Source organism: Aeromonas sp. s4, from assembly GCF_040907855.1.
In the GTDB taxonomy this organism is placed as follows: Bacteria; Pseudomonadota; Gammaproteobacteria; order Enterobacterales; family Aeromonadaceae; genus Aeromonas; species Aeromonas caviae.
Map to the genome: position 1 here is coordinate 14,483 of NZ_JBFOCP010000017.1, position 19,807 is coordinate 34,289.

Consider the following 19,807-nt stretch of genomic DNA (forward strand, 5'->3'; position numbering starts at 1 on the left):
GTCGTTATCGTGTGGGGAGTCTGCGTGAAGGGGCGGCATGCCGCCCCTTTGAGAGGTTATTTGAGCTGGTTCAGCCAGGCGGTGGATTCAAACCACTTCTTGTAGAGACGGTCGTAGCTGCCGTCGCCCTTGATCTGGCGCAGGTAGTTGTTGAACCAGTTGAGGGTGTCCTGATCTCCCTTGCGGATGGCCCAGGCCAGCGGCTCGAAGGTGAACGGCTTGTCGAGGTGTACCACGGCGCCCTGGTTCTGGGACGCGAAGATGGCGTTGTAGGGCAGGTCGTAGACGAAGGCATCCACCTTGCCGTTGATCACTTCCAGCTTGGCGTCATCCTGGGTTTCAAACTGCAGCAGGGTGGCTTTGGGGATCATGCGCTTGACCGCTTGCTCGCCGGTGGTGCCGAGTTTGACCGCGATCTTGTATTTGGGATCGTTGAGGTCCTGGAAGGATTTGATTTCGCCCGCCTTGTCTTTGCGAAGCACGATGGTCTGGCCGACGACGATGTAGGGATCGGCAAAGTTCACGCGCAGGTTACGCTGGGGAGTGACGGTCATGCCGCCCATGATGACGTCGAACTTGTCGGTCAAGAGCGCGGGGATGATGCCGTCCCAGGCGGTGTTGACGAACTCCACCTTCACGCCCATCTCCTTGGCGACCATCTTGGCGAGATCCACGTCAAAGCCGATGTACTGGCCCTGCTTGTTGGTCATCTCGAAGGGTTGATAGCCGGCATCGAAGCCGACCCGCAGCACACCGCGCTCCAGCACGGCATCCAGGGTGGAAGTGGGCGCGGCGTTGGCCAGCCCGCACAGCAGCAGGGTAGAGAGAATGAGTTTTTTGATCATAAATGACGTCTCTGTCGTAAATGTGGTCGGCCTTGAACCTGCTCCCGTGCGACTCCATGGCACAAGAGACTGCTGCATCCGGCAGCAGGCAAGACAGGATTATTGTCTTGGTCGGGGCAAAAGCCCCATATGAGATTCTATGAATGGTTCGTTGGATGAAAAATGTACCAAAACCTGTTTGTGCCAGAAGACTCAATAAGTTATGGAGACTTTTATCCCTCGTGGTGACTCATAAAACCACATGAAAACAACATATCTATCTAATGGCGCCGGTTCAAGTGCAAAATATCCGGCGGCCGTCTCGGTGGAAAATCCGGGCACAGACAGGGCGTTGTCCGGCACGCTTCACGGGGAATGAGGCGTGCGAGCCGGTCAAATATTTTTGCCCGGCCCATAGGCTCCCTCTGTGTCTTGTCATGGGCTTCCCATATACTCAGCCATCCCCATTGGAAGGTTCGGGAATGGACGCCTCAATTCTGCTCAATCTGGACGTATTTACCCTGATGTTGATGGCCCTCGGGGGCTACAGCCTGGGATTCATCACCCTCTCCATCATCTGGTCGACCCACAGGGAAATACCCGGTCTCGGGCTCTGGTGGTGGTCCAGCCTCTGTGCCCTGGCGGCGCAATCGCTCTTCTTCATGCAGGCATTTGCCCCCCATATCGCGGGGATCTGGCTGGCCAACCTGCTCATCACCTTCTGCCTCGCCCTGATGCCACTCGCCATCCAGCGCTTCTTCGGGGAGCCGCCAAACTGGCGGGCATTCACCCTCTTCATGCTGGTCTACCTGCTGATCCTCTGCTGGAGCGTCATCTTCAACGACAAGATGGCCCCCCGGGTGCTGCTGGCCTGCCTGAGCTACATGATGGTGGGGGCGGTGATTGTCTGGCTCATCTGGCGCCATGGCTACCCTGACTATCTGCCTGCTGTGCTGGTGTTCACCGTGGTCAACATCCTGCTCTACGGTTTCAATCTGGTGCGCATGGGGGCCCTGCTCGGCGGCGAGGTGCGGGTCCTGATGGATCAGCATGCGGTCAATGTGCTCCCCTTCCTCTCCATGCTGATGGGCAACTATCTGTCGACCTTCGGGGTGCTGCTGCTCTGTACCCAGTACCGGGCCCTGGCCCTGCGTCGACAGGCCAGCCAGGATCCCCTGACCGGCCTCCTGAACCGGCGCGGCTTCATGGACCACTGCGTGACGATGGCAAGGCAGGGGGCGCTGGTGGTGCTGGATCTCGACGACTTCAAGCAGATCAACGATCGCCACGGTCACGAGACCGGGGACAGGGTGCTGGAGGCGGTGGGTCGCTATCTTGCCGGCCAGCGGGATCTGGTGGCCAGCCGCTTCGGCGGGGAGGAGTTTGTGCTGCTGTTGCCCGAGCGGGACCCCCTGGCCCAGCAGGCGCGCTGCGAGCAGATCCGCCAGGGGATAGAAACGCTGGGGCTGAAGGGGGTCCGGGTGACGGCCAGCCTGGGGTGGGCGCCCAGCGCCCGCGAATGGCACTTTGACACCCTGTTCAGCCAGGCAGATCGCGCTCTCTATCAGGCCAAGCGGGAGGGCAAGAACCGGATCTGTCAGGGGGCCTGATCCCCCGTCAGGTCATGCCCGGCCGGTGGCCCTTGGCTCCGACCAGACAAAGGCATACCGAGTCAGCCACCTGGTCGCATCAGACCTGAATGGCAGCCTGGCAGCCTGTCAGCGGTGCAACTCCCCCGCGCGTTCCGGCTGATAGACCACTTCCAGGATCTCCACCTGGATGGTGCGACCGGCCGGCCCCGGCCAGGCGATGCTGTCACCCACCTTGAGCCCCAGCAGGGCGCTGCCCACTGGCGCCAGCACGGAGATCTTCGATTCGTCCCCCTGTACATCCTTTGGATAGACCAGCGTCAGGCAGAAGTCGTTGCCGCTGTTTTGCATCTTGAAGCGCACCGTGCTGTTCATGGTCACCACGTCCGGCGGCATGTCGGCGGGTTCGCGGATCTCGGCGCGATCCAGCTCCTCTTGCAGGGCAAGGTGCTGGGGGTGGTTGCCAAGCAGCTGTTCGATGCGATCCAGATCCAGGCTGGAGATGACGAGATGAGGCTGTTTCATAGGGTATTTCCTTATCAATGACTGAAGGGACCAGGATGACGGGCAGACTGGTCGACAAAAAACGGTGCAAGGGTAAAAAGCAGACAGCAAAAGCGATGCCCCCGAGCGACTCGCGCAGCGGGGCGAGGGCGGGGGCTCAGCGGGGTGTGAGCGTACTGGAAAAAATCATGATTGCTTTCATGGAGATACCATAACCATTCTGGGGTGGTTTGGCAATTGGACTGACTGTCTCATCAGGGAGCCTGGTAATCGTACTGGTGCAGGATGCGCGCGAGACTGCCATCCTCCCTCATTTCCTGAATGACCCGGCGCCAGCGCAGCGCCTCGCTGCGGGAGAAGCGGGGACTGGCGGCCAGGTAGAGGGTGCTCTGCTGCAAGGTCTCGCCCCGCACCAGATCCGGGAGCGGCAGACCCGCCCGCTGCTGGTTGTAACGGGCGGTGTTCCAGGCCACCGCCCAGGCCTGTATGCGGCCGCGCGCCAGCTTGCTGGCGTTGCTGACCTCCTCGGTGACCAGCTCCCGGGTAACCCCTGTCAGCGGCTGGATCAGGCTCTGGCTATGGGAGCCACGCATCACGCCAACGGTGAGGCCTGGCAGTGTCTTCATGGAGAGCGGCGCTGGATGGTGACGGCGATGGCTGACCAGCACGAAGGCCTCCTCCAGCAGGGGGGCAATCCAGAGAAACAGTGGTTCGCGCTGGGGGTTTCGGGCCGGGGGCAACAACAGGACATCCGGGCGGTGGCTGGCCTGGCTGAGGGCGCGAGCCAGCGGCATCAACTCGATCTCGAGCGGTTCCCCGAGGCGGCGGGCAGCCTCCTCCAGCACCTCGATGGCCATGCCGCTCGGCGCACCCTGCTGGGCGCGGATCACATAGGGGGGAATGTCCGCGGCCACGACGACCACGGCACGGGCCGAAAAGGCGCAGACGATCAGAGGGGAGAGCAGCAGAAGCAGAGTAACAAGGCGCATGGATGTTCGGGTCCGGGATGAGTACAGAGAGTGTAACATCCCGTTACGCCATGTCAGCCAGGCGATTGCCGCCTGGGGGGATCAGTCGAAGAAATCCCGCAGATCCAGGGTCTGGTACCCTGCCAGTTGTTGCCAGGGGAGGGTCTTTGGCAGCGGCTTGAGCGTCACCTCCATCCGGTAGCTGCGATAACCGTCGAGGCTTGCCGACTCCACCACCAGGGGCAACTGCCAGCGGCTCGACCAGAGGATGCGGGTACGCTGGCGACCTTCACGGGTCTCATACCAGTTCGCCTGGTCGGGGGCGGCCTCATCCAGCGGTGTCATTCCCTCCAACAGGGCAGGGTTGATGAGGTGGCGGATCCGCGCCCACTCCGGCTTGAAGGCCACCTGGCCGTACTCCTCCTGCGGCACCTCCACCAGCTGGTTGTGCCAGGCATCGGCGTAGCGCAACTGGAGTGCGTCTCCCTCGCTGCGGGTGACCCAGCGCGCCGCCATCTGGTGTGTGAAGTGCTTGTGGCCGGGGCGGGCATCGTGGGTGGCGTGATAGGCACGGGCCAGGGGAACGGGAATGAGCCGCTGGCTCCACACCTGGTCACCGACGCGCAGCCACTTCTCCTGCCACTGGCTCTCCCGGGTGATGCCGTCGCTGCCGGTCACCCTGTCCACGTAGCGGATGCGGGCGGCCAGATCGGGCACCTCGTCGGCCAGGAGGGGGAAGGAGAGGGCGCTGCCCAGCAGCCATAAAGAAAGCAGATATTTCATCATCGTCTCTCGCTCGACGGAAAACGGGCCCGGCGCGGTGCCGGGCCCCTTTATCACAGGCCGAGGGCCTCCCTGAGCTTGCCGAACACCCGGGTGTTGTCGAGGGTGCCCTTGAACTGGCTGCTGCCTGCGCCGCCCGCGAACAGCATCACATCGCCGCCGCCGTGAGTCTCGGAGCCGAGCTTGACTCCGGTTTCCTGCAGGTAGTCATCCGCCATCACCTCATCGCTGGTAAGGGTGGGGCGCTGGTCCTGGCGGTTGGGGCCGTTGCCGAATACCAAAGTAGTGAACGGCTTGCCGTCCGCGTCGTTCTGGGTCGAGCCATCGGCGTTCTTGACAAGAGCCAGCACCTTGTTGCCCTTGGCGGAATAGCCGTTGATGGTCATGGTGTGGTCGTGGTCGGCGGTAACCACGATCAGGGTATCGCTCAAATCCACTTTGCCGAGGGCCGTCTTGACCGCCTCGTCCAGCGCCACCGCATCGGTCAGGGATCGCTTGGCGTTGGTGGCATGCAGGGCGTGGTCGATACGCCCCCCCTCCACCATCAGGAAGTAGCCCTGGCTGTTCTGGCTGAGCAGATCGATCGCCTTGGCGGTCATCTCGGAGAGGGACGGCTGGGTACTGGCCGCCCCCTTGGCGACGCGGTCCAGTTCGTAGTCGAGGTGGGACTTGGTGCTGAACAGCCCCAGCACCTTGCCCGAGTTGACGGCAGAGAGCTCATCCTTGGTGGTGACATAGCGGTAGCCCCGGGCGGTCAGCTCGGCGGTGAGATCCCGGCCGTCGGCCCGGCCGCCCTTGTTGCTGGCGCTGTAGGGCGTCCAGTGGTTGGCGCCGCCCCCCATCAGCACATCGACCCCATCCCCCAGCGCCTGATTGAAGCCGGCTCCGCCTGGTACCGCCTGCTCGGCGATGGCGTAGGCCGCATCCCGGTGGCAGATATGGGAATAGGTCGCCGCCGGGGTGGCATGGGTGAGCTCAGTGGTCGTGACGGCTCCCACCGACTTGCCGGCTGCCTTGGCCAGCTCGAGAAGGGTGGGCACCGGGCTTCCGTTGTCGCTGGTGCAGTTGTTGATGCCCTTGTTGCCGTTGGCATCCTTGGACGGTGCCACGGCCCTGGTGTCGCTGCTCATGGCGATCACCTCGTTGTTCATCTTGACCCCGGTGGTGTAGGCCGCCATGGAGGGGGCCGAGTCGGTGGTCTGGGCATCGTTGGAGAAGGTCTTGATGCGCGCGCTCTGGGGCAGTTTCATCATCTCGAGATCCCCCTCTTCCCCCACCTTGAACAGGCGGGTGGCGGTGAGCACGGTGGGGCCCATGCCGTCTCCGATAAAGAGGATGACGTTCTTGGCATCGGCGGCGTGCGCCTGGGAGAGGCCGCCAAGCGTGCCGAGCAGGGCGGTGCAGACCAGCGTCTTTTTCATGGTGATGTTCATCCTGATAATCCCTTACAGCTTGGCCGCAGCCTTGATCTTGCCGAACACGGCGGTGTTGTCGAGAGAGCCGTGGAAGCGCTCCGCTCCCTGGCCGATGGCGCCGAGGAAGACATCGGTACCGCCGTGGGTCTCGTTGCCTATCTCGCCCACCTTGACCACCACCTCCTGGTGATAGTCGTCGGCGGAGACGGTGGCGTCGTCGAGGGCCGCCACGCTGCTGCGCGGGCCGTCCACCCGGTTGTAGCCGTTGCCAAAGCCGATGATGGTGTAGGGCATGCCATCGCTATCCTTGCTCGGCTCGCCGGTCTCGTAGTTCTTCACCAGTCCGAGCACGCCCGCATTGCCTGCCGTGGTCTTGCCGGTGCGCTTGGCGTACCCGTTGAGCACAAGCGTGTGGTCATGGTCGGCGGTGACCACGATCAGGGTGTTTTTCAGCTCGGGATCGGTTTTCTTCACTTCATTGATGGCGGCCTGGATGGCGTTGTCGAAGGCGAGGGTATCCTGCAGGGCGCGCTTGGCGTTGGTGTCGTGCAGGGCGTGGTCGATGCGCCCCCCTTCCACCATCAGGAAGTAGCCCTTCTCTTTGCCCTTGAGCTGCTTGATGGCAGCCAGGGTCATCTGGGCCAGTGACGGCTCGCTGGCGGGTCGGTCCAGGTCATATTTCATGTGGCTTGAGCCAAACAGGCCCAGCAGCGGCTTGCTCGCATCGGCCTGGTTCAGCTCGTCAAGGGTGGCGGTAAACTGATAGCCCTTCGCCTTCATCTCGTCGATGAGGTTGCGACCATCGGTCCGCTTGCCCTTGTCGGCGCTGGGCAGGAAGAAGCCGCTGCCGCCCCCGAGCACCACGTCCAGCCCCTCCTTCAGGGCGCTGTTGTAACCGCTGCCCCCCGGCACCATCTGGACGGCGATATCAGCCTCCAGGTCCCGGTTGCAGATATGGGCATAGGTGGCGGCCGGGGTGGCGTGGGTGACCCGGGTGGTGGTGACCACGCCGGTGCCACGACCATCGGCCTTGGCCAGCTCCAGCAGGGTGGTCACCGCTTTGCCGCCGCTCTGGCTGCAATCGCTCTCCTGGGTTGCGTCGCTGTCCATGCTGATGACGCCGTTGTTGCTCTTGACCCCGGTCATGTAGGCCGCCATGGAGGGGGCCGAGTCGGTCACCTGAGCATCGTGGGAGAAGGTCTTGATGAAGGCCGTTTCCGGCAGGGTGTCGATGGTGAGGCTGCCCTCTTCGCCGACGCCATAGATCCGGGAGGCGGTGAGGGTGTTGAGACCCATGCCGTCGCCGAGGAAGAAGATCACGTTCTTGGCGCTGGGTTCCGGGGTGTTGCTGTCGTTGTTGGAGTTGCAGCCGGCGGTCAGGGCGGCGCCTATCATCACTGCAAGTCCTGCCATCTTTCTCATTGGGGTTCGCTCCTTGTGAAACCTGAGCGCAGCCTAGAGGGGGCAGATGACACTTTTAGTGAAGAGAGATGACAATGCGGTGAAAGCGCTTTGTAAATGTTATCTTATATCAATGGGTTATGTTGATTGGGTTCTGCCACTCACCTCCCGGTGGCGTGGCGGGCATCCGGCCACCCGGGTGACAACACCCGGCCAGAATAGCCTGTCAAATCGGGGCCGCAGCAGGTAAAATGCGCCCCCTTGCGATGAGTGCCAGCGGTCTGGCGCATCACCACGCACCCGCAACCCCGAGCGCCCGCAGCCCCGAGAGGGGACCGCATGCCAATGAGAGAGTAACGGATATGTCCATCAACTGGTTCCCCGGCCACATGCACAAGGCCCGCAAAGAGATTGCAGAGGTCATGCCCCAGGTCGATGTCATCATCGAGATGCTCGACGCCCGCATCCCCTTCTCCAGCGAGAACCCCCTGGTGCCGGAGCTGCGCGGGGAGACGCCGGTGATCAAGGTGCTCAACAAGGCAGACCTTGCCGACCCCGAGATCACCGAGCTGTGGGTGGCCCACATGGAGCAGGAGAAGGGGATCAAGGCTCTGCCCCTGACCCAGCAGGAGCCGGAGAAGATCAAGCAACTGCTGACCCTGTGCCACGAGATGCTGCCGGAGCGCAACTTCGAGCTGCGCGGGGTGCGCGCCATGATCATGGGCATCCCCAACGTGGGCAAGTCCACCCTGATCAACACCCTGGCGGGGCGCATCATCGCCAAGACCGGCAACGAGGCGGGGGTGACCAAGTCCCAGCAGCGGATCAAGCTCGACAACCACGTCATCCTGACGGACACCCCTGGCTTCCTGTGGCCCAAGCTCAACCCGCCCTCCTGCGGTTATCGACTGGCGATCACGGCGGCCATCAAGGATACCGTCTTCGATTACGCCGACATCGCCATGTTTGCCGCCGACTACTTCATCAAGGCCTATCCGGAGCGCATCAAGGCACGCTACCAGCTGAGCGAGCTGCCGGAGACCGAGATCGAGCTGCTGGATCTCATTGCCCGTCAGCGCGGCTTCATGCGCAAGGGGGGGCTTGCGGATCTGCACAAGGCCTCGGAAATCCTGGTCAATGAATTCCGGTCCGGCATGCTGGGGCGGATCTCCCTGGAGACACCAGAGATGGTGAGCGTCGAGATAGTGGAAGCCGAGGCCGAGGCTGAGCAGAAAGCCAGGGAGAAGGCGGAGCGGGAAGAGGAGCGCCAGGCCCGGGCTCGTCGCAAGTACGCCAAGAAGCGCCAGCGCTGACCGGCGTTGTGCACGATAGGTTGTGCTTGATAGAAAGAAGAGGCGGCCCTGGGCCGCCTCTTCTGGTCATGGTGCTCTGGCGTGAGGGAGGCACAGAGTCGATATTCAACCGCCCGGTTCCCCTTATCATGACCAAGGTGCCGGCCAATCAAGGGGATGAGGCTCCCGTCAGGGGAGGGCCGTGCCGCGTTGCCATCACGGTGGGCAGAAAAACCTTGCGACCCGGCCTCAGTGCCGATTGACAAAGGCACAGGCGGTGGCATGATGCGCTCGCATTTTGCCTCTCCCCACGGTTCTATCCATGACCACATACTCCCGCCCGGTGCTGCTCCTGCTCTGTGGCCTGCTGTTGCTGACCCTGGCCATCGCGGTATTGAATACCCTGGTGCCGCTCTGGCTCGCCCATGAGCATCTGCCCACCTGGCAGGTCGGCATGGTCGGCTCCTCCTATTTCACCGGCAACCTGCTGGGAACCCTGCTGGCGGGCAGACTCATCGCCCGCTGCGGCTTCAATCGCAGTTACTACCTGGCCAGTGCGCTCTTTGCCGCAGGCTGCGTCGGGCTCGGCATTACCGTGGCGTTCTGGAGCTGGCTCGCCTGGCGATTCATCGCCGGTGTCGGCTGCGCCATGATCTGGGTGGTGGTGGAGAGCGCGCTGATGTGCAGCGGCAACGCCCGCAATCGGGGTCGCCTGCTGGCCGCCTACATGATGGTCTATTACGTGGGCACTGTGCTTGGGCAACTGCTGGTGAGCAAGGTGCCGACGTCGCTGATGGCGGTGCTGCCCTGGGTGACCGCCCTGGTGTTGACGGCCATGCTGCCGCTCTTGTTCACCCGCATCGCCAGTCCGTCAGGCAACCACCAGGCCAGGACTCCGGTCTGGCCGATGCTGCGCCTGCGTCAGGCGCGTCTGGGGGTGAACGGCTGCATCCTCTCCGGCATCGTGCTGGGGGTGCTTTATGGTCTGATGCCGCTCTATCTGAACCACCAGGGGGTGAGCGACGGGGCCATCGGCTACTGGATGGCGGTGATGGTGAGCGCCGGCATCCTGGGGCAATGGCCGGTGGGACGTCTGGCGGATCGTTTCGGGCGCCTGCCGGTGCTGCGGGTACAGGTGCTGGTGGTGATCCTGGGGGCCATGGCGATGCTCGGCAACGCGGCCATGGGACCGACGCTGTTCATTCTGGGGGCCGCGGGCTTCACGCTCTATCCGGTGGCCATGGCCTGGGCCTGCGAGAAGGTCGAGCAGCATCAACTGGTGGCCATGAACCAGGCGCTGCTGCTGAGCTACACCATCGGCAGCCTGCTCGGGCCGACCCTGACCGCGCTCTTGATGCAGCACTACTCGGATCATCTGCTGTTCATGGTGATTGCCGGGGTCTCCCTTGTCTATCTGCTGATGCTGCTGCGCAAGATGGGCGAGCACCCGACGCCGATGGCCCATGCCTGAGGGCAGACGGCGTCATCATCCCTGTGCACGGATATAGAAGAGGCGACCCAAGGGTCGCCTCTTTTTCGTCATGGGCCGGGTGGTGCCGCTCAACCAAACCGGTGCCTTGCTACTTCAAAGAGCGAGAGGTGCAGCGGGATCAACTGCTGCCAGTCTCGCCGGTAACCCCCTCCCGGTACGGCGGTGATGGGCAGCCCGTGGCGAAGCGCAGAGTCAAAGACCATGGCATCGCGCTGGCGCACGCCGGAGTCGCTCAGGGAGAGGTAGCCCAGCTCGTCGTCCCGGTGCACATCCACCCCGGCCTGATAGAGGATGAAGTCGGGGGCGTAGAGGCGATGAGCCAGGGCGAGGGCCTGGTCCAGGGTCTCGAGATAGGCGTCGTCCTCCATGCCGCTTGGCAGGGGAAAGTCCAGATGGGAAGCCGGCTTGTGGTGGGGGAAGTTGTGTTCCCCGTGCAGGGAGAGGGTGATGATGTCACGGCTGCCCGTGCACAGGGCGGCGCTGCCATCTCCCTGATGGACATCGAGATCCACGATCAGTACCCGCTCGCAGAGTCCCTCGTCCAGGCAGGTTCGTGCCGCGATCACCAGATCGTTGAAGAGGCAGAAGCCGCTGCCAAACCCCCGGTGTGCGTGGTGGTAGCCGCCGGAAATCTGCAGTCCGCAGCCCTGCGCAAGGGCGTGGCGGCTGGCGGCCAGGGTGGCGCCGACCGAGTGCAGGGTACGTTCAATCAGCAGGGGAGACCAGGGAAAGCCGAGCCGGCGAATGGCCCCTTCATCGAGGGTACCGGTGAGGGCGGCCTGTACATAGGCCGCATCGTGCACCTTCTCTATCTGCTCACGGCTGGCAGGGGCGGCCTGTGCCAGCGGATAGTCGAGGGCGACGAGGCGTTCAAACAGCGCCTGGTACTTGGCCAGGGGGAAGCGGTGACGCTCGGGCAGCCTCAGGGCGGAGTAGTGGGGGTGATAGAAGATGCGCAGTGACATGAAGCATCGGCCATGAACGGGTATGAAAAAGGGGAGCCAGGCTCCCCTCGATGCAGGCGTGCGATGCGCCTTACTGCTGCTGGATCACCCAGATCTGGAAGGCTTTGCGGGTCTCCGCATCGGCCTTGTTGTACCAGCTCTGCAGCTGGGTCAGGGCTTCCGGGTTGCTCATGGCCTTGCTCGGGGCCACTTCCACCGGTGCGCTGGCGGCAGCCATCACGGCGGCGGTGGAGACGGACACAGTCTTGGGCTGGTTGAAGGCCTTGCCCATCTTCAGCAGCTCCTGCTGATAGTCACGGGTCAGCTGGAAGCCACCCACGGTCGGCATGACGAACTGCTCGGATTTCAGGACCTGGCCGGTGGATTTGTCTTTCAGAACGACGTTCTGTTCCTTGACGAAACGCTTGGCTTCTTCTTCCTTGCGGGGCTTCTTGAAGTCGAGGAAGAGTTGCTGGTTGTCGGCGGCGGTGAAGTTGATCACCAGGGGCTCGGCGGTGACCAGCTTGGTTTCACTGCGGCTGGAGTAGTTGCCCTCGAAGGCGACCACGACCTGGTGCCTGCCGGGCTCCAGGGAGAAGACGGTGGCTTTGTCGAGCAGCTGGGGGTTGACGGGTTCGCCATCGAGCAGCTGGATGACATAGGGATTCGTAATTTCCAGTTGGCTAGCGGCCAGGGCGCTACCTGCCCACAACAGACCAGCCAGGGCCGGTACCAGAACAGTCAGTTTCATTTCATCTCCTTGAACAGTCAGGCAATTGCCCACTGAAAAATAGGGGGTCATTTTTACAGGTTTGCCCCACAGCGGCAATAGCCGTTTATGGCGCCTTCCGGTGTGCGGGGTGTGGATCCCGCTGCCCCGAGTCCTGCGGGCAGCGTGCTCTTCTATCTTCCTGCCCCCTCCTGACATGAGGGTCAGGGGAGCGCATGGCGGGCGTCAGCCGTGTCACTCGATGCGTCGGGTGAAGGGGGGGAGGGCGTCCAGCAGGCCCTTGCCGTAGCGCTTGGTCAGCAGGCGCCGGTCCAGGATGGTGACCCGCCCCCTATCCGCCTCTTTTCGGATGAGGCGGCCACAGGCCTGGATGAGCTTGCGCGACGCCTCCGGCACCGTCAGTTGCAGGAAGGGGTTGCCGCCGCGCTGCTCTATCCACTCGGCGGTTGCCTCTTCCACGGGGGAGTTGGGCACCGCGAAGGGGAGCTTGGTGATCACCAGGTTGGTGAGGTAGTGGCCAGGCAGATCCAGCCCTTCCGAGAAGCTGCCGGTGCCAAAGAGGATGCTGGCCTGGCCGCCGTCGCACTTCTGTTTGTGCAAGAGGAGCAGGGCGCTGCGGGACGCTTCCCCCTGTACCAGGAGCGACATCCCCTTGGCTCGCAGCCCCACCGCCACCTCGTTCATCTGGCGATAGGAGGAGAAGAGCACCAGGCTGGCCTCCTTGCCTGCCAGCAGGCGGGGCAGGGTATCGATCAACTCCTGGGTGAAGGCGGGGGCACTGGGCTCATGGGCCATCTTGGGCAGATAGAGTTCGGCCTTGTGGTAGTCGAAGGGGGAGCGCAGCCGCAGATAGCGGGTGCCGTCATGCTCCTTGAGCCCTACCTGGTGGCGAAAATAACTGAAGGAGGAGAGGGCGGTGAGGGTCGCCGACACCAGCACGGCCCCGAGACAGCGGGACCAGAGCCACTCCTCCAGCAGATACCCCACCTCGATGGGGGAGGCGTGCAGCCAGATGTCTCCGTCTTCGCTTCTGGCCATCCAGCGGGCGAGGGGCGTCTTGCCGGTGGGAACATGGCGGCTCAGCATCTCCCAGAGGGCGCAGAAGCTCTCGAGCCGTTGCAAGTGAAAACCACTCTCCGCCAGCAGAGGCTCGGCCTCCTTGCGACGGATTTCGCCATCCTTGAGCGCCTCGCCGATGGCCCCCTGCATTCTGTCCAGCGCCCTCAGTGCCTTCTTGCTCGCCTCCTTGAGGTTTTCCGCCAGCATGGGCAGGGGATCCGGCAGCACCCCATCGGCGAATCTGTGGTGGGGCTCGCCGCCAAAGAGGTGATCATTGCTGGCGAGCCACTGTTCGAGGGCCTTGAGATCCGGCTGGAGAGAGGCCAGGGCATCCTGCAGTTTGAGCTGGGGGTCGAGGAGGCTCTCCTTGTTCAGCGTCCTTGCCAGCTTGCCCGCGCTTTGCACCAGCTTTTCCAGCCAGCGGCGGGATCCCTTGATGCTGGCGCTGGCGGCGCCGTGATCCCGGGCGATGGTGGGCAGGTGATGGGCTTCGTCCAGCACATAGATGCACTCGTCCGGCGGCGGCAATATGATGCCGCCTCCCATGGTGAGGTCGGAGAGCAGCAGGGCGTGGTTGACCACCAGCACGTCTGCTGCGTCCATGTCGTTGCGGGCCCGATGGAAGGGGCAGTGCTGATGGTGGCTCAGGGCCTTGTTGCAGGTGTGGCGGTCGGCTGCGATGCGATCCCAGCAAGGGTCCGTAATGGGTTTGGGCCAGTTGTCCCGATCCCCGTCCCACTTGCCTTCGGTGTAGGCCTGCCACAGCCCCTGGTAGCACGCTTTGTCAGCATCCGATGGCTTGTGTTTGCTCAATGCGCCGAAGTCGAGTTCGAAATTGGCCATCTCGCTGCCGTTTGCCGCCTGCTCCAGCAGGTGCTCGCAGCAGTAGCGCTGGCGCCCCTTGACCAGCATGAAACGAAACGGCAGCTCGCTGTGACAGTGATAAAAGGGGAGATCCTTGTGGATGAGCTGCTCCTGCAGGGCCACGGTGGCGGTGGAGATCACCAGCTTCTTCTGGGTCAGCCGTGCCACTGGTATGGCCCCCTGGGCATAGGAGAGGGACTTGCCGATGCCGGTGCCAGCCTCGGCCACCAGGATGCGGCGACTCCTGTCATATTCTCCCGTCAGGGTCTTGGCGATTTCGGCAACCAGGAAATTCTGCTCCTTGCGCGGCACAAAACCGGGTAAACCATCGGCAATCTGGCGATAGGTATTGCGGATGGTGGCTTTGAGGCGAGTCGATAGCATAAAGAAGGTGTGGCCGTGTCGGTGTGGATGGCAACAGGATACCCGCAACAGGCGGCCCGGGTCGAGGCAGGGGAGAAGCAGTCGGGTCAGCCCCGGCTTTGCACATATGTTATGAGGGAACAGGGGGTTGCAATAAACCACCAAAAAAGAGGGATTCAGGCAGAGAGTATCGCTGTAAACGTTTTCCCTGATGGGGCAAACATTGTGAGATTCAGCTCACAAATTTTTCCCTGTGACTATGGTTTTCATAAAAAGTTCCAAGTTTTTTCATTGCGGATTCGAAAACCCGGTGATAGTCTCGGCGCCATAGTGATGCAAAGAACATCGCTAACACAGGGAATAACAAGGACTTAGTGTTTAATTACAGTAGGCATTGGAAACTATGAAAAAGACAATTCTGGCTATTGCTATCCCGGCTCTGTTCGCATCCGCAGCCAACGCTGCTGTCGTTTACGACAAAGACGGCACCTCCTTTGACATCTACGGCCGTGTACAAGCCAACATGTACGCAGACCACGACGACACCGACGCTGAACTGGTTGGTTCCTCCCGTCTGGGCTGGTCCGGCAAAGTCGGCCTGAACAACACCTGGTCCGGTATCGCCAAGACCGAGTGGCAAGTATCCGCCGAAAACTCTGACAACAAGTTCAACTCCCGTCACATCTATGTCGGCCTGGACGGTACCCAGTACGGCAAGATCATCTTCGGCCAGACCGACACCGCGTTCTACGACGTGCTGGAGCCGACCGATATCTTCAACGAATGGGGTGACGTAGGTAACTTCTACGACGGTCGTCAAGAAGGCCAGATCATCTACTCCAACACCTTCGGTGGCTTCAAGGGCAAAGTGTCCTACCAGACCAACGATGACGTAGCCGTCAAGGTTACTGACATCGGTCAAGGCATCAAGGAAACCGACGTCTACGGTCCGAACGTCAAGCGCAACTACGGCTACGCCGCTGCTGCTGGCTACGACTTCGACTTCGGTCTGGGCCTGAACGCCGGTTACGCTTACTCCGACCTGGAAAGCACCGTCAGCACCGCTTCTGGCGACAAGAAAGAGTGGGCCCTGGGCGCACACTACGCCATCAACGGTTTCTACTTCGCCGGTATGTACACCCAGGGTGACCTGAGCTACGACAACACCACCCAAGGCAACAACAAGGACAAGGGCCGTGGCTACGAGCTGGCTGCTTCCTACAACGTTGACGCCTGGACCTTCCTGGCCGGTTACAACTTCGCCGAAGGCAAGGTACTGTCCAACTCCGCCGGTTCTTCTTACGAAGACATCGTCGACGAAACCCTGCTGGGCGTGCAGTACAACTTCACTTCCAAGTTCAAGGCGTACACCGAGTACAAAATCCAGGGTATCAACGACAAGGACGACGAGTTCACTGTTGCCCTGCAATACAACTTCTAATCTAGCCTCTGCGCTGATTTAGTTGATGAACGGCCAAGCTTGCTTGGCCGTTCTGTTTTTTGGCCCCTTCACCACTTTTCGTCCTCTGGCCCTGCGCCATATCACGTTGTCTTCCTTGCCCCCTTGGTTCTCCTCTGGTAAATCGCTAGATTATTCAATTTGTTGAAGCAGATTGGCCGACAGGGAAGGATGCCTTTGATCGATTTCACCCACCCCGAGTGGCGCGCGCTGGCACAGCAGTTGCTGAGCGGCGGCCCCCAGGCTGTTCGCGGTCGTCAATGGCAGCCGCTCATCGGCATGCTTCGGGACAACCAGTTGCTGCTGGCCCTTGGCAATCATCACTATGAGCTCACCCCTGCCGGGCACCGCTATCTGACCCGGGAGCTGATGCTGGCGAAGATGGCCAGTGCCCCGCCGGAACCCGAGGAGTGGCTGCAATCCCACGGCTGGCAACTGGGGGAGAGGGTCAACGAGCGGGTGCTGGCGGCCCTGTATCGCAAGGGGGAGGGCCATTTCAGCCCCATCGAGCAGATCGACTTCGAAGACAAGGGGATCCGGCTTTGCAGTGATCTGCCCCTTCGTCTGCGGGCCGCACGGCCGTTCAGCCTGTTTCTCAGCGGCGGCACCCTGCTGGATGCCGCCCCCTGGCTCCAGACCCTGGGGGAGGTGGCGCTGCCAGCCCGCACCCTGGCGCAGCTTGGCAAGATCCTCTGGGGAGAGGGGGAGATACAGCGGGTGATCACGACCGATGCCGTCGGCGCCTTCGCCGAGTTGCCACTGCCCGCCGACGCCCTGCTGATCTGGTATCCCGCCGAGGATCCCGGCACGCTGGAGCCCCTGATCGCCGCCTTGCCGCCCCAGACCCTCTGGAGCCACCTCACTGCCCTGGATCCGGCCGGGGTCGACAGAGTACTGGCATTGGCCCAGCGGTTGGGGAGACCGGCGAGCTGGTGGTTGCCCCGGGATCTGTTGCCCATCAAGGCGGCTTACGGGGCTCCCCTGGGGGATGGCCGGCCCTGGGAGCCGAGCCGTATCCCCCGTGCGCTGCTGGCGCAGTGCAATGATCTGGTGGAGTCGAATCGGGGTCTGTCGGTCGAGGTGTGTGCCCTGGCACCGGATTGGCACGGGATTGGTTGAGGCGGCGCCGAGAAAGCGGTTTTCCCCTATGGAAGGCAGTGGTATAAAGAGCTGACGAAGCGCTCCCTGGACGGGCGCTTTTGTTTGCCAACCTACTTTGCCAGCCAACGAACTCAACGGACTACAGGGAATACCATGTTTGAAAAGGTTGTTGCCGCCCCAGCGGATCCGATCCTGGGCCTGACCGAAGCCTTCCGTGCCGACACTCGCAGCCACAAGATCAATCTGGGGGTCGGTATCTACAAGGATGAGACCGGTGCCACTCCTATCCTTCACTGCGTCAAGCAAGCCGAGCAGAAGCTCTTGACCGACGAGAAGACCAAGAACTACCTCGGTATCGAAGGCAATATCGAATACGGCCGCATCGTGCAGCAACTGCTGTTCGGCCGTGATGCCGCCCTGGTGACCAGCGGCCGCGCCAAGACGGCGCAGGCGCCGGGCGGTACCGGTGCCCTGCGCATCGCCGCCGAGTTCGTGGTACGCAACAATCTCGCCAAGACCATCTGGATCTCCGATCCCACCTGGGCGAACCACGTCAGCGTGTTCCAGGCGGCCGGTTTGACCGTCAAGTGGTACAAGTACTACGACGCCGCCACCAAGGGACTCGACTTCGCCGCCATGCAGGCCTCCCTGTCTGACGCGCAGGCGGGGGATCTGGTGCTGCTGCACGGCTGCTGCCACAACCCGACCGGTATCGACCCCACCACCGAGCAGTGGCGTGCCCTGGCCAGGCAGAGTGCCGCCGCCGGCTGGCTGCCGCTCTTTGACTTCGCCTATCAGGGCTTCGCCCGGGGTATCGAAGAGGATGCCGAAGGCCTTCGCATCTTCGCCGAGTGCCACGACGAGCTGCTGGTGGCGAGCTCCTTCTCCAAGAACTTCGGCCTCTACAACGAGCGGGTCGGCGCCTTCACCCTGGTCTGCGCGACCAAGGCGGTGGCCGACGTCGCCTTCACCCAGGTGAAGACCGTCATTCGTGCCAACTACTCCAACCCGCCGTCACATGGCGCCGCCGTTGTCACCACCGTGGTGAGCGACCCGGCCCTCTATGCGGAGTGGGTGGAAGAAGTGGCCGCCATGCGGGTGCGCATTCGCGAGATGCGCGAGCTGCTGGTGGAGAAGCTGGCCGAGCGGGGGGTGAACCAGGATTTCAGTTTCATCCGCGAACAGAACGGCATGTTCTCCTTCTCCGGTCTCTCCAAGGATCAGGTGGAGCGCCTCAAGAGCGAATTCGCCATCTATATCGTCGGCTCCGGCCGGATCAGCGTGGCAGGCATCACCCGCGCCAACATTGATCCCCTCTGCGACGCCATCGCCAAGGTGTTGTAAGAGAGAAGCATCTGCGCCAAGCGCCTTGCTTCAGCCATAAAAAGCCCGCCGTATCGGCGGGCTTTTTCATTTTCCGGCATCAGCGGCGCCGCTTGCTGCTTCCCAGCAGGGAGCCGAGCACCCCGCGCATCAGCTGGCGTCCCACCTCGTTGCCGAGGGTGCGGGCCACGCTCTTGGCGGCGGTCTGCACCACCCCGTCATGCTGGCCACCACGGGGGCCGGTGCGACCGAACAGGATGCCATTCAAGGCATCCAGCAGACCGCCGCCCTGGTCGGTCTGTGGGGAAGCGGTCTCGTCACCGGCGGCGGGCGATGTCTCTTGAAGTCGCTCGAACGCGGACTCCCTGTCCTCCTGGGTGTCGTATCTGCCGTAGAGCAATGAGCCCTGAATAAGCGCCTGGCGCTCGGCCGCGCTCAGGGGGCCGATGCGGCTGGCCGGGGGCGCGATGAAGGCGCGCTCCACCACGCTGGGCCGCCCCTTCTCGTCGAGCAGGGAGATGAGCGCCTCCCCGACCCCCAGTTCAGTGATGGCTCCGGCGGCGTCGAAGGCCGGGTTGGCTCGCAGGGTGTTGGCGGCGATGCGTACCGCCTTCTGATCGCTCGGGGTGAAGGCGCGCAGGGCGTGCTGCACCCGGTTGCCAAGCTGCCCCAGCACGCTGTCGGGGATGTCGGCCGGACTCTGGGTCACGAAATAGACGCCCACCCCCTTGGAGCGGATGAGGCGCACCACCAGCTCAATTTTCTCCAGCAGTGCCCTGGGGGCATCCTTGAACAGCAGGTGGGCCTCGTCGAAGAAGAACACCAGCACGGGCTTTTCCGGATCCCCCACCTCGGGCAACTGTTCGAACAGCTCGGAGAGCAGCCAGAGCAGGAAGCAGGCATAGAGGCGGCTGGACTGGGTGAGCTTGCCGGCGGCCAGCACATTGATATGGCCGTGGCCCGCCTCGTCGGTCTGCATCAGATCCTGGATGTCCAGCATGGGCTCGCCGAAGAAGTGATCGCCGCCCGCGCTCTCCAGGGTGAGGAGGTTGCGCAGGATGGCGCCGATGGAGGCGGTCGACACATTGCCGTAGCGGGTGGTGAGGGTCTTGGCGTGCTCCCCCGCAAACTGCACCATGGCCCGCAGGTCTTTCAGATCGAGCAGCAGCAACCCCTCGTCGTCCGCCACCTTGAACACCAGCTCCAGCACCCCGCTCTGGGTGTCGTTGAGGCCGAGCAGGCGTGCAAGCAGCAGAGGCCCCATGTCGGAGACGGTGGCCCGCACCGGGTGGCCCTCTTCGGCGAAGAGATCCCAGAACAGGGTGGGGCTGGCGGCAAAGTCGGGTGCCTGAAGGCCGAGCTGGGCCAGACGGGCATCCAGCTTGGCAGAGGGGGTGCCGGCGGCGCCCAGGCCGCTCAGATCCCCCTTCACGTCTGCCAGAAAGACCGGCACGCCGAGGCGGGAAAACCCCTCCGCCAGCACCTGCAGGGTGACTGTCTTGCCGGTGCCGGTGGCCCCGGTGATAAGGCCGTGGCGATTGGCCATGGCGGGGAGCAGGGAGAGGGGGTTGCCATTGGCATGGGCCAGCGTGAGCGGTTCGGCCATGGTGGGCTCCTTGTTTCGAATGGGGGTCGAAAAACAACGGGTTACAAGGAGTGTGGTGGCAGAGGCAGACGATGGCAAGGCACGCCGCCC

At 62.8% G+C, this 19,807-nt stretch carries 16 protein-coding genes; 6 read left to right on the forward strand and 10 right to left on the reverse strand.

Annotation, left to right across the window (positions count from 1 at the left end; genetic code table 11):
• Window positions 1–56 precede the first annotated feature (56 nt).
• A complete protein-coding gene (locus AB5Y89_RS03605; protein WP_010675255.1) occupies window positions 57–845 on the reverse strand; it encodes a transporter substrate-binding domain-containing protein in 789 nt (262 codons plus the stop codon).
• 461 nt (window positions 846–1,306) lie between these two features.
• On the opposite strand from AB5Y89_RS03605, the gene AB5Y89_RS03610 reads away from it, so the two are divergent.
• Window positions 1,307–2,434, forward strand: coding sequence for a GGDEF domain-containing protein (locus AB5Y89_RS03610; protein WP_010675254.1), 1,128 nt, complete (start codon window positions 1,307–1,309; stop codon window positions 2,432–2,434).
• 108 nt (window positions 2,435–2,542) lie between these two features.
• Here the strand turns inward: AB5Y89_RS03610 and rnk are convergent, their stop codons facing one another.
• From rnk to AB5Y89_RS03635, 5 genes are all read right to left on the reverse strand, one after another.
• Window positions 2,543–2,938, reverse strand: a complete 396-nt coding sequence (gene rnk, locus AB5Y89_RS03615) for a nucleoside diphosphate kinase regulator (RefSeq protein WP_010675253.1) — start codon at window positions 2,936–2,938, stop codon at window positions 2,543–2,545.
• Window positions 2,939–3,171: 233 nt separating this feature from the next.
• A complete protein-coding gene (locus tag AB5Y89_RS03620; RefSeq protein WP_010675251.1) occupies window positions 3,172–3,906 on the reverse strand; it encodes an ABC transporter substrate-binding protein in 735 nt (244 codons plus the stop codon).
• 81 nt (window positions 3,907–3,987) lie between these two features.
• A complete protein-coding gene (locus AB5Y89_RS03625) occupies window positions 3,988–4,671 on the reverse strand; it encodes a hypothetical protein (RefSeq protein ID WP_048208747.1) in 684 nt (227 codons plus the stop codon).
• A gap of 50 nt (window positions 4,672–4,721) precedes the next feature.
• Window positions 4,722–6,089 (reverse strand): alkaline phosphatase, encoded by a 1,368-nt coding sequence (locus tag AB5Y89_RS03630; RefSeq protein ID WP_368222886.1) that lies wholly within the window; start codon window positions 6,087–6,089, stop codon window positions 4,722–4,724.
• Window positions 6,090–6,113: 24 nt separating this feature from the next.
• Complete coding sequence (locus AB5Y89_RS03635; protein ID WP_368222888.1) at window positions 6,114–7,505, reverse strand: alkaline phosphatase; 1,392 nt, start codon at window positions 7,503–7,505, stop codon at window positions 6,114–6,116.
• A 341-nt stretch (window positions 7,506–7,846) separates the two neighbouring features.
• Between AB5Y89_RS03635 and ylqF the strand changes: the two genes are divergently transcribed.
• Window positions 7,847–8,797: a ribosome biogenesis GTPase YlqF gene (gene ylqF / locus AB5Y89_RS03640; RefSeq protein ID WP_111896757.1), complete on the forward strand. Its 951-nt coding sequence runs from the start codon at window positions 7,847–7,849 to the stop codon at window positions 8,795–8,797.
• A 301-nt stretch (window positions 8,798–9,098) separates the two neighbouring features.
• Window positions 9,099–10,247, forward strand: a complete 1,149-nt coding sequence (locus AB5Y89_RS03645; RefSeq protein ID WP_041214889.1) for an MFS transporter — start codon at window positions 9,099–9,101, stop codon at window positions 10,245–10,247.
• 89 nt (window positions 10,248–10,336) lie between these two features.
• On the opposite strand, the gene AB5Y89_RS03650 is transcribed toward AB5Y89_RS03645, so the two are convergent.
• The 3 genes from AB5Y89_RS03650 to dinG all read right to left on the reverse strand — a co-directional run bounded on the left by AB5Y89_RS03650 (window position 10,337) and on the right by dinG (window position 14,249).
• Window positions 10,337–11,233 (reverse strand): histone deacetylase, encoded by an 897-nt coding sequence (locus AB5Y89_RS03650; RefSeq protein ID WP_368222889.1) that lies wholly within the window; start codon window positions 11,231–11,233, stop codon window positions 10,337–10,339.
• A gap of 70 nt (window positions 11,234–11,303) precedes the next feature.
• Window positions 11,304–11,963: a DUF2057 domain-containing protein gene (locus tag AB5Y89_RS03655; RefSeq protein ID WP_039040268.1), complete on the reverse strand. Its 660-nt coding sequence runs from the start codon at window positions 11,961–11,963 to the stop codon at window positions 11,304–11,306.
• Between the two features lie 213 nt (window positions 11,964–12,176).
• Window positions 12,177–14,249, reverse strand: a complete 2,073-nt coding sequence (dinG, locus tag AB5Y89_RS03660) for an ATP-dependent DNA helicase DinG (protein WP_336582423.1) — start codon at window positions 14,247–14,249, stop codon at window positions 12,177–12,179.
• A gap of 382 nt (window positions 14,250–14,631) precedes the next feature.
• On the opposite strand from dinG, the gene AB5Y89_RS03665 reads away from it, so the two are divergent.
• The 3 genes from AB5Y89_RS03665 to AB5Y89_RS03675 all read left to right on the forward strand — a co-directional run bounded on the left by AB5Y89_RS03665 (window position 14,632) and on the right by AB5Y89_RS03675 (window position 18,132).
• Complete coding sequence (locus AB5Y89_RS03665) at window positions 14,632–15,669, forward strand: porin (protein WP_041214891.1); 1,038 nt, start codon at window positions 14,632–14,634, stop codon at window positions 15,667–15,669.
• 195 nt (window positions 15,670–15,864) lie between these two features.
• Window positions 15,865–16,806, forward strand: coding sequence for a hypothetical protein (locus AB5Y89_RS03670; RefSeq protein ID WP_336582424.1), 942 nt, complete (start codon window positions 15,865–15,867; stop codon window positions 16,804–16,806).
• Window positions 16,807–16,941: 135 nt separating this feature from the next.
• Window positions 16,942–18,132: an amino acid aminotransferase gene (locus AB5Y89_RS03675; protein ID WP_010675240.1), complete on the forward strand. Its 1,191-nt coding sequence runs from the start codon at window positions 16,942–16,944 to the stop codon at window positions 18,130–18,132.
• A 79-nt stretch (window positions 18,133–18,211) separates the two neighbouring features.
• Here AB5Y89_RS03675 and AB5Y89_RS03680 read toward each other — a convergent pair whose 3' ends face one another.
• On the reverse strand, window positions 18,212–19,717 hold the full coding sequence (locus AB5Y89_RS03680) for a helicase HerA-like domain-containing protein (protein ID WP_368181273.1): 1,506 nt from the start codon (window positions 19,715–19,717) through the stop codon (window positions 18,212–18,214).
• Window positions 19,718–19,807: the final 90 nt, after the last annotated feature.

Coding starts and splice junctions, on each gene's coding strand:
- AB5Y89_RS03605 (WP_010675255.1), bottom strand. CDS start 845: ATGATCAAAAAACTCATTCTCTCTACCCTGCTGCTGTGCGGGCTGGCC.
- AB5Y89_RS03610 (WP_010675254.1), top strand. CDS start 1,307: ATGGACGCCTCAATTCTGCTCAATCTGGACGTATTTACCCTGATGTTG.
- rnk (WP_010675253.1), bottom strand. CDS start 2,938: ATGAAACAGCCTCATCTCGTCATCTCCAGCCTGGATCTGGATCGCATC.
- AB5Y89_RS03620 (WP_010675251.1), bottom strand. CDS start 3,906: ATGCGCCTTGTTACTCTGCTTCTGCTGCTCTCCCCTCTGATCGTCTGC.
- AB5Y89_RS03625 (WP_048208747.1), bottom strand. CDS start 4,671: ATGATGAAATATCTGCTTTCTTTATGGCTGCTGGGCAGCGCCCTCTCC.
- AB5Y89_RS03630 (WP_368222886.1), bottom strand. CDS start 6,089: ATGAAAAAGACGCTGGTCTGCACCGCCCTGCTCGGCACGCTTGGCGGC.
- AB5Y89_RS03635 (WP_368222888.1), bottom strand. CDS start 7,505: ATGAGAAAGATGGCAGGACTTGCAGTGATGATAGGCGCCGCCCTGACC.
- ylqF (WP_111896757.1), top strand. CDS start 7,847: ATGTCCATCAACTGGTTCCCCGGCCACATGCACAAGGCCCGCAAAGAG.
- AB5Y89_RS03645 (WP_041214889.1), top strand. CDS start 9,099: ATGACCACATACTCCCGCCCGGTGCTGCTCCTGCTCTGTGGCCTGCTG.
- AB5Y89_RS03650 (WP_368222889.1), bottom strand. CDS start 11,233: ATGTCACTGCGCATCTTCTATCACCCCCACTACTCCGCCCTGAGGCTG.
- AB5Y89_RS03655 (WP_039040268.1), bottom strand. CDS start 11,963: ATGAAACTGACTGTTCTGGTACCGGCCCTGGCTGGTCTGTTGTGGGCA.
- dinG (WP_336582423.1), bottom strand. CDS start 14,249: ATGCTATCGACTCGCCTCAAAGCCACCATCCGCAATACCTATCGCCAG.
- AB5Y89_RS03665 (WP_041214891.1), top strand. CDS start 14,632: ATGAAAAAGACAATTCTGGCTATTGCTATCCCGGCTCTGTTCGCATCC.
- AB5Y89_RS03675 (WP_010675240.1), top strand. CDS start 16,942: ATGTTTGAAAAGGTTGTTGCCGCCCCAGCGGATCCGATCCTGGGCCTG.
- AB5Y89_RS03680 (WP_368181273.1), bottom strand. CDS start 19,717: ATGGCCGAACCGCTCACGCTGGCCCATGCCAATGGCAACCCCCTCTCC.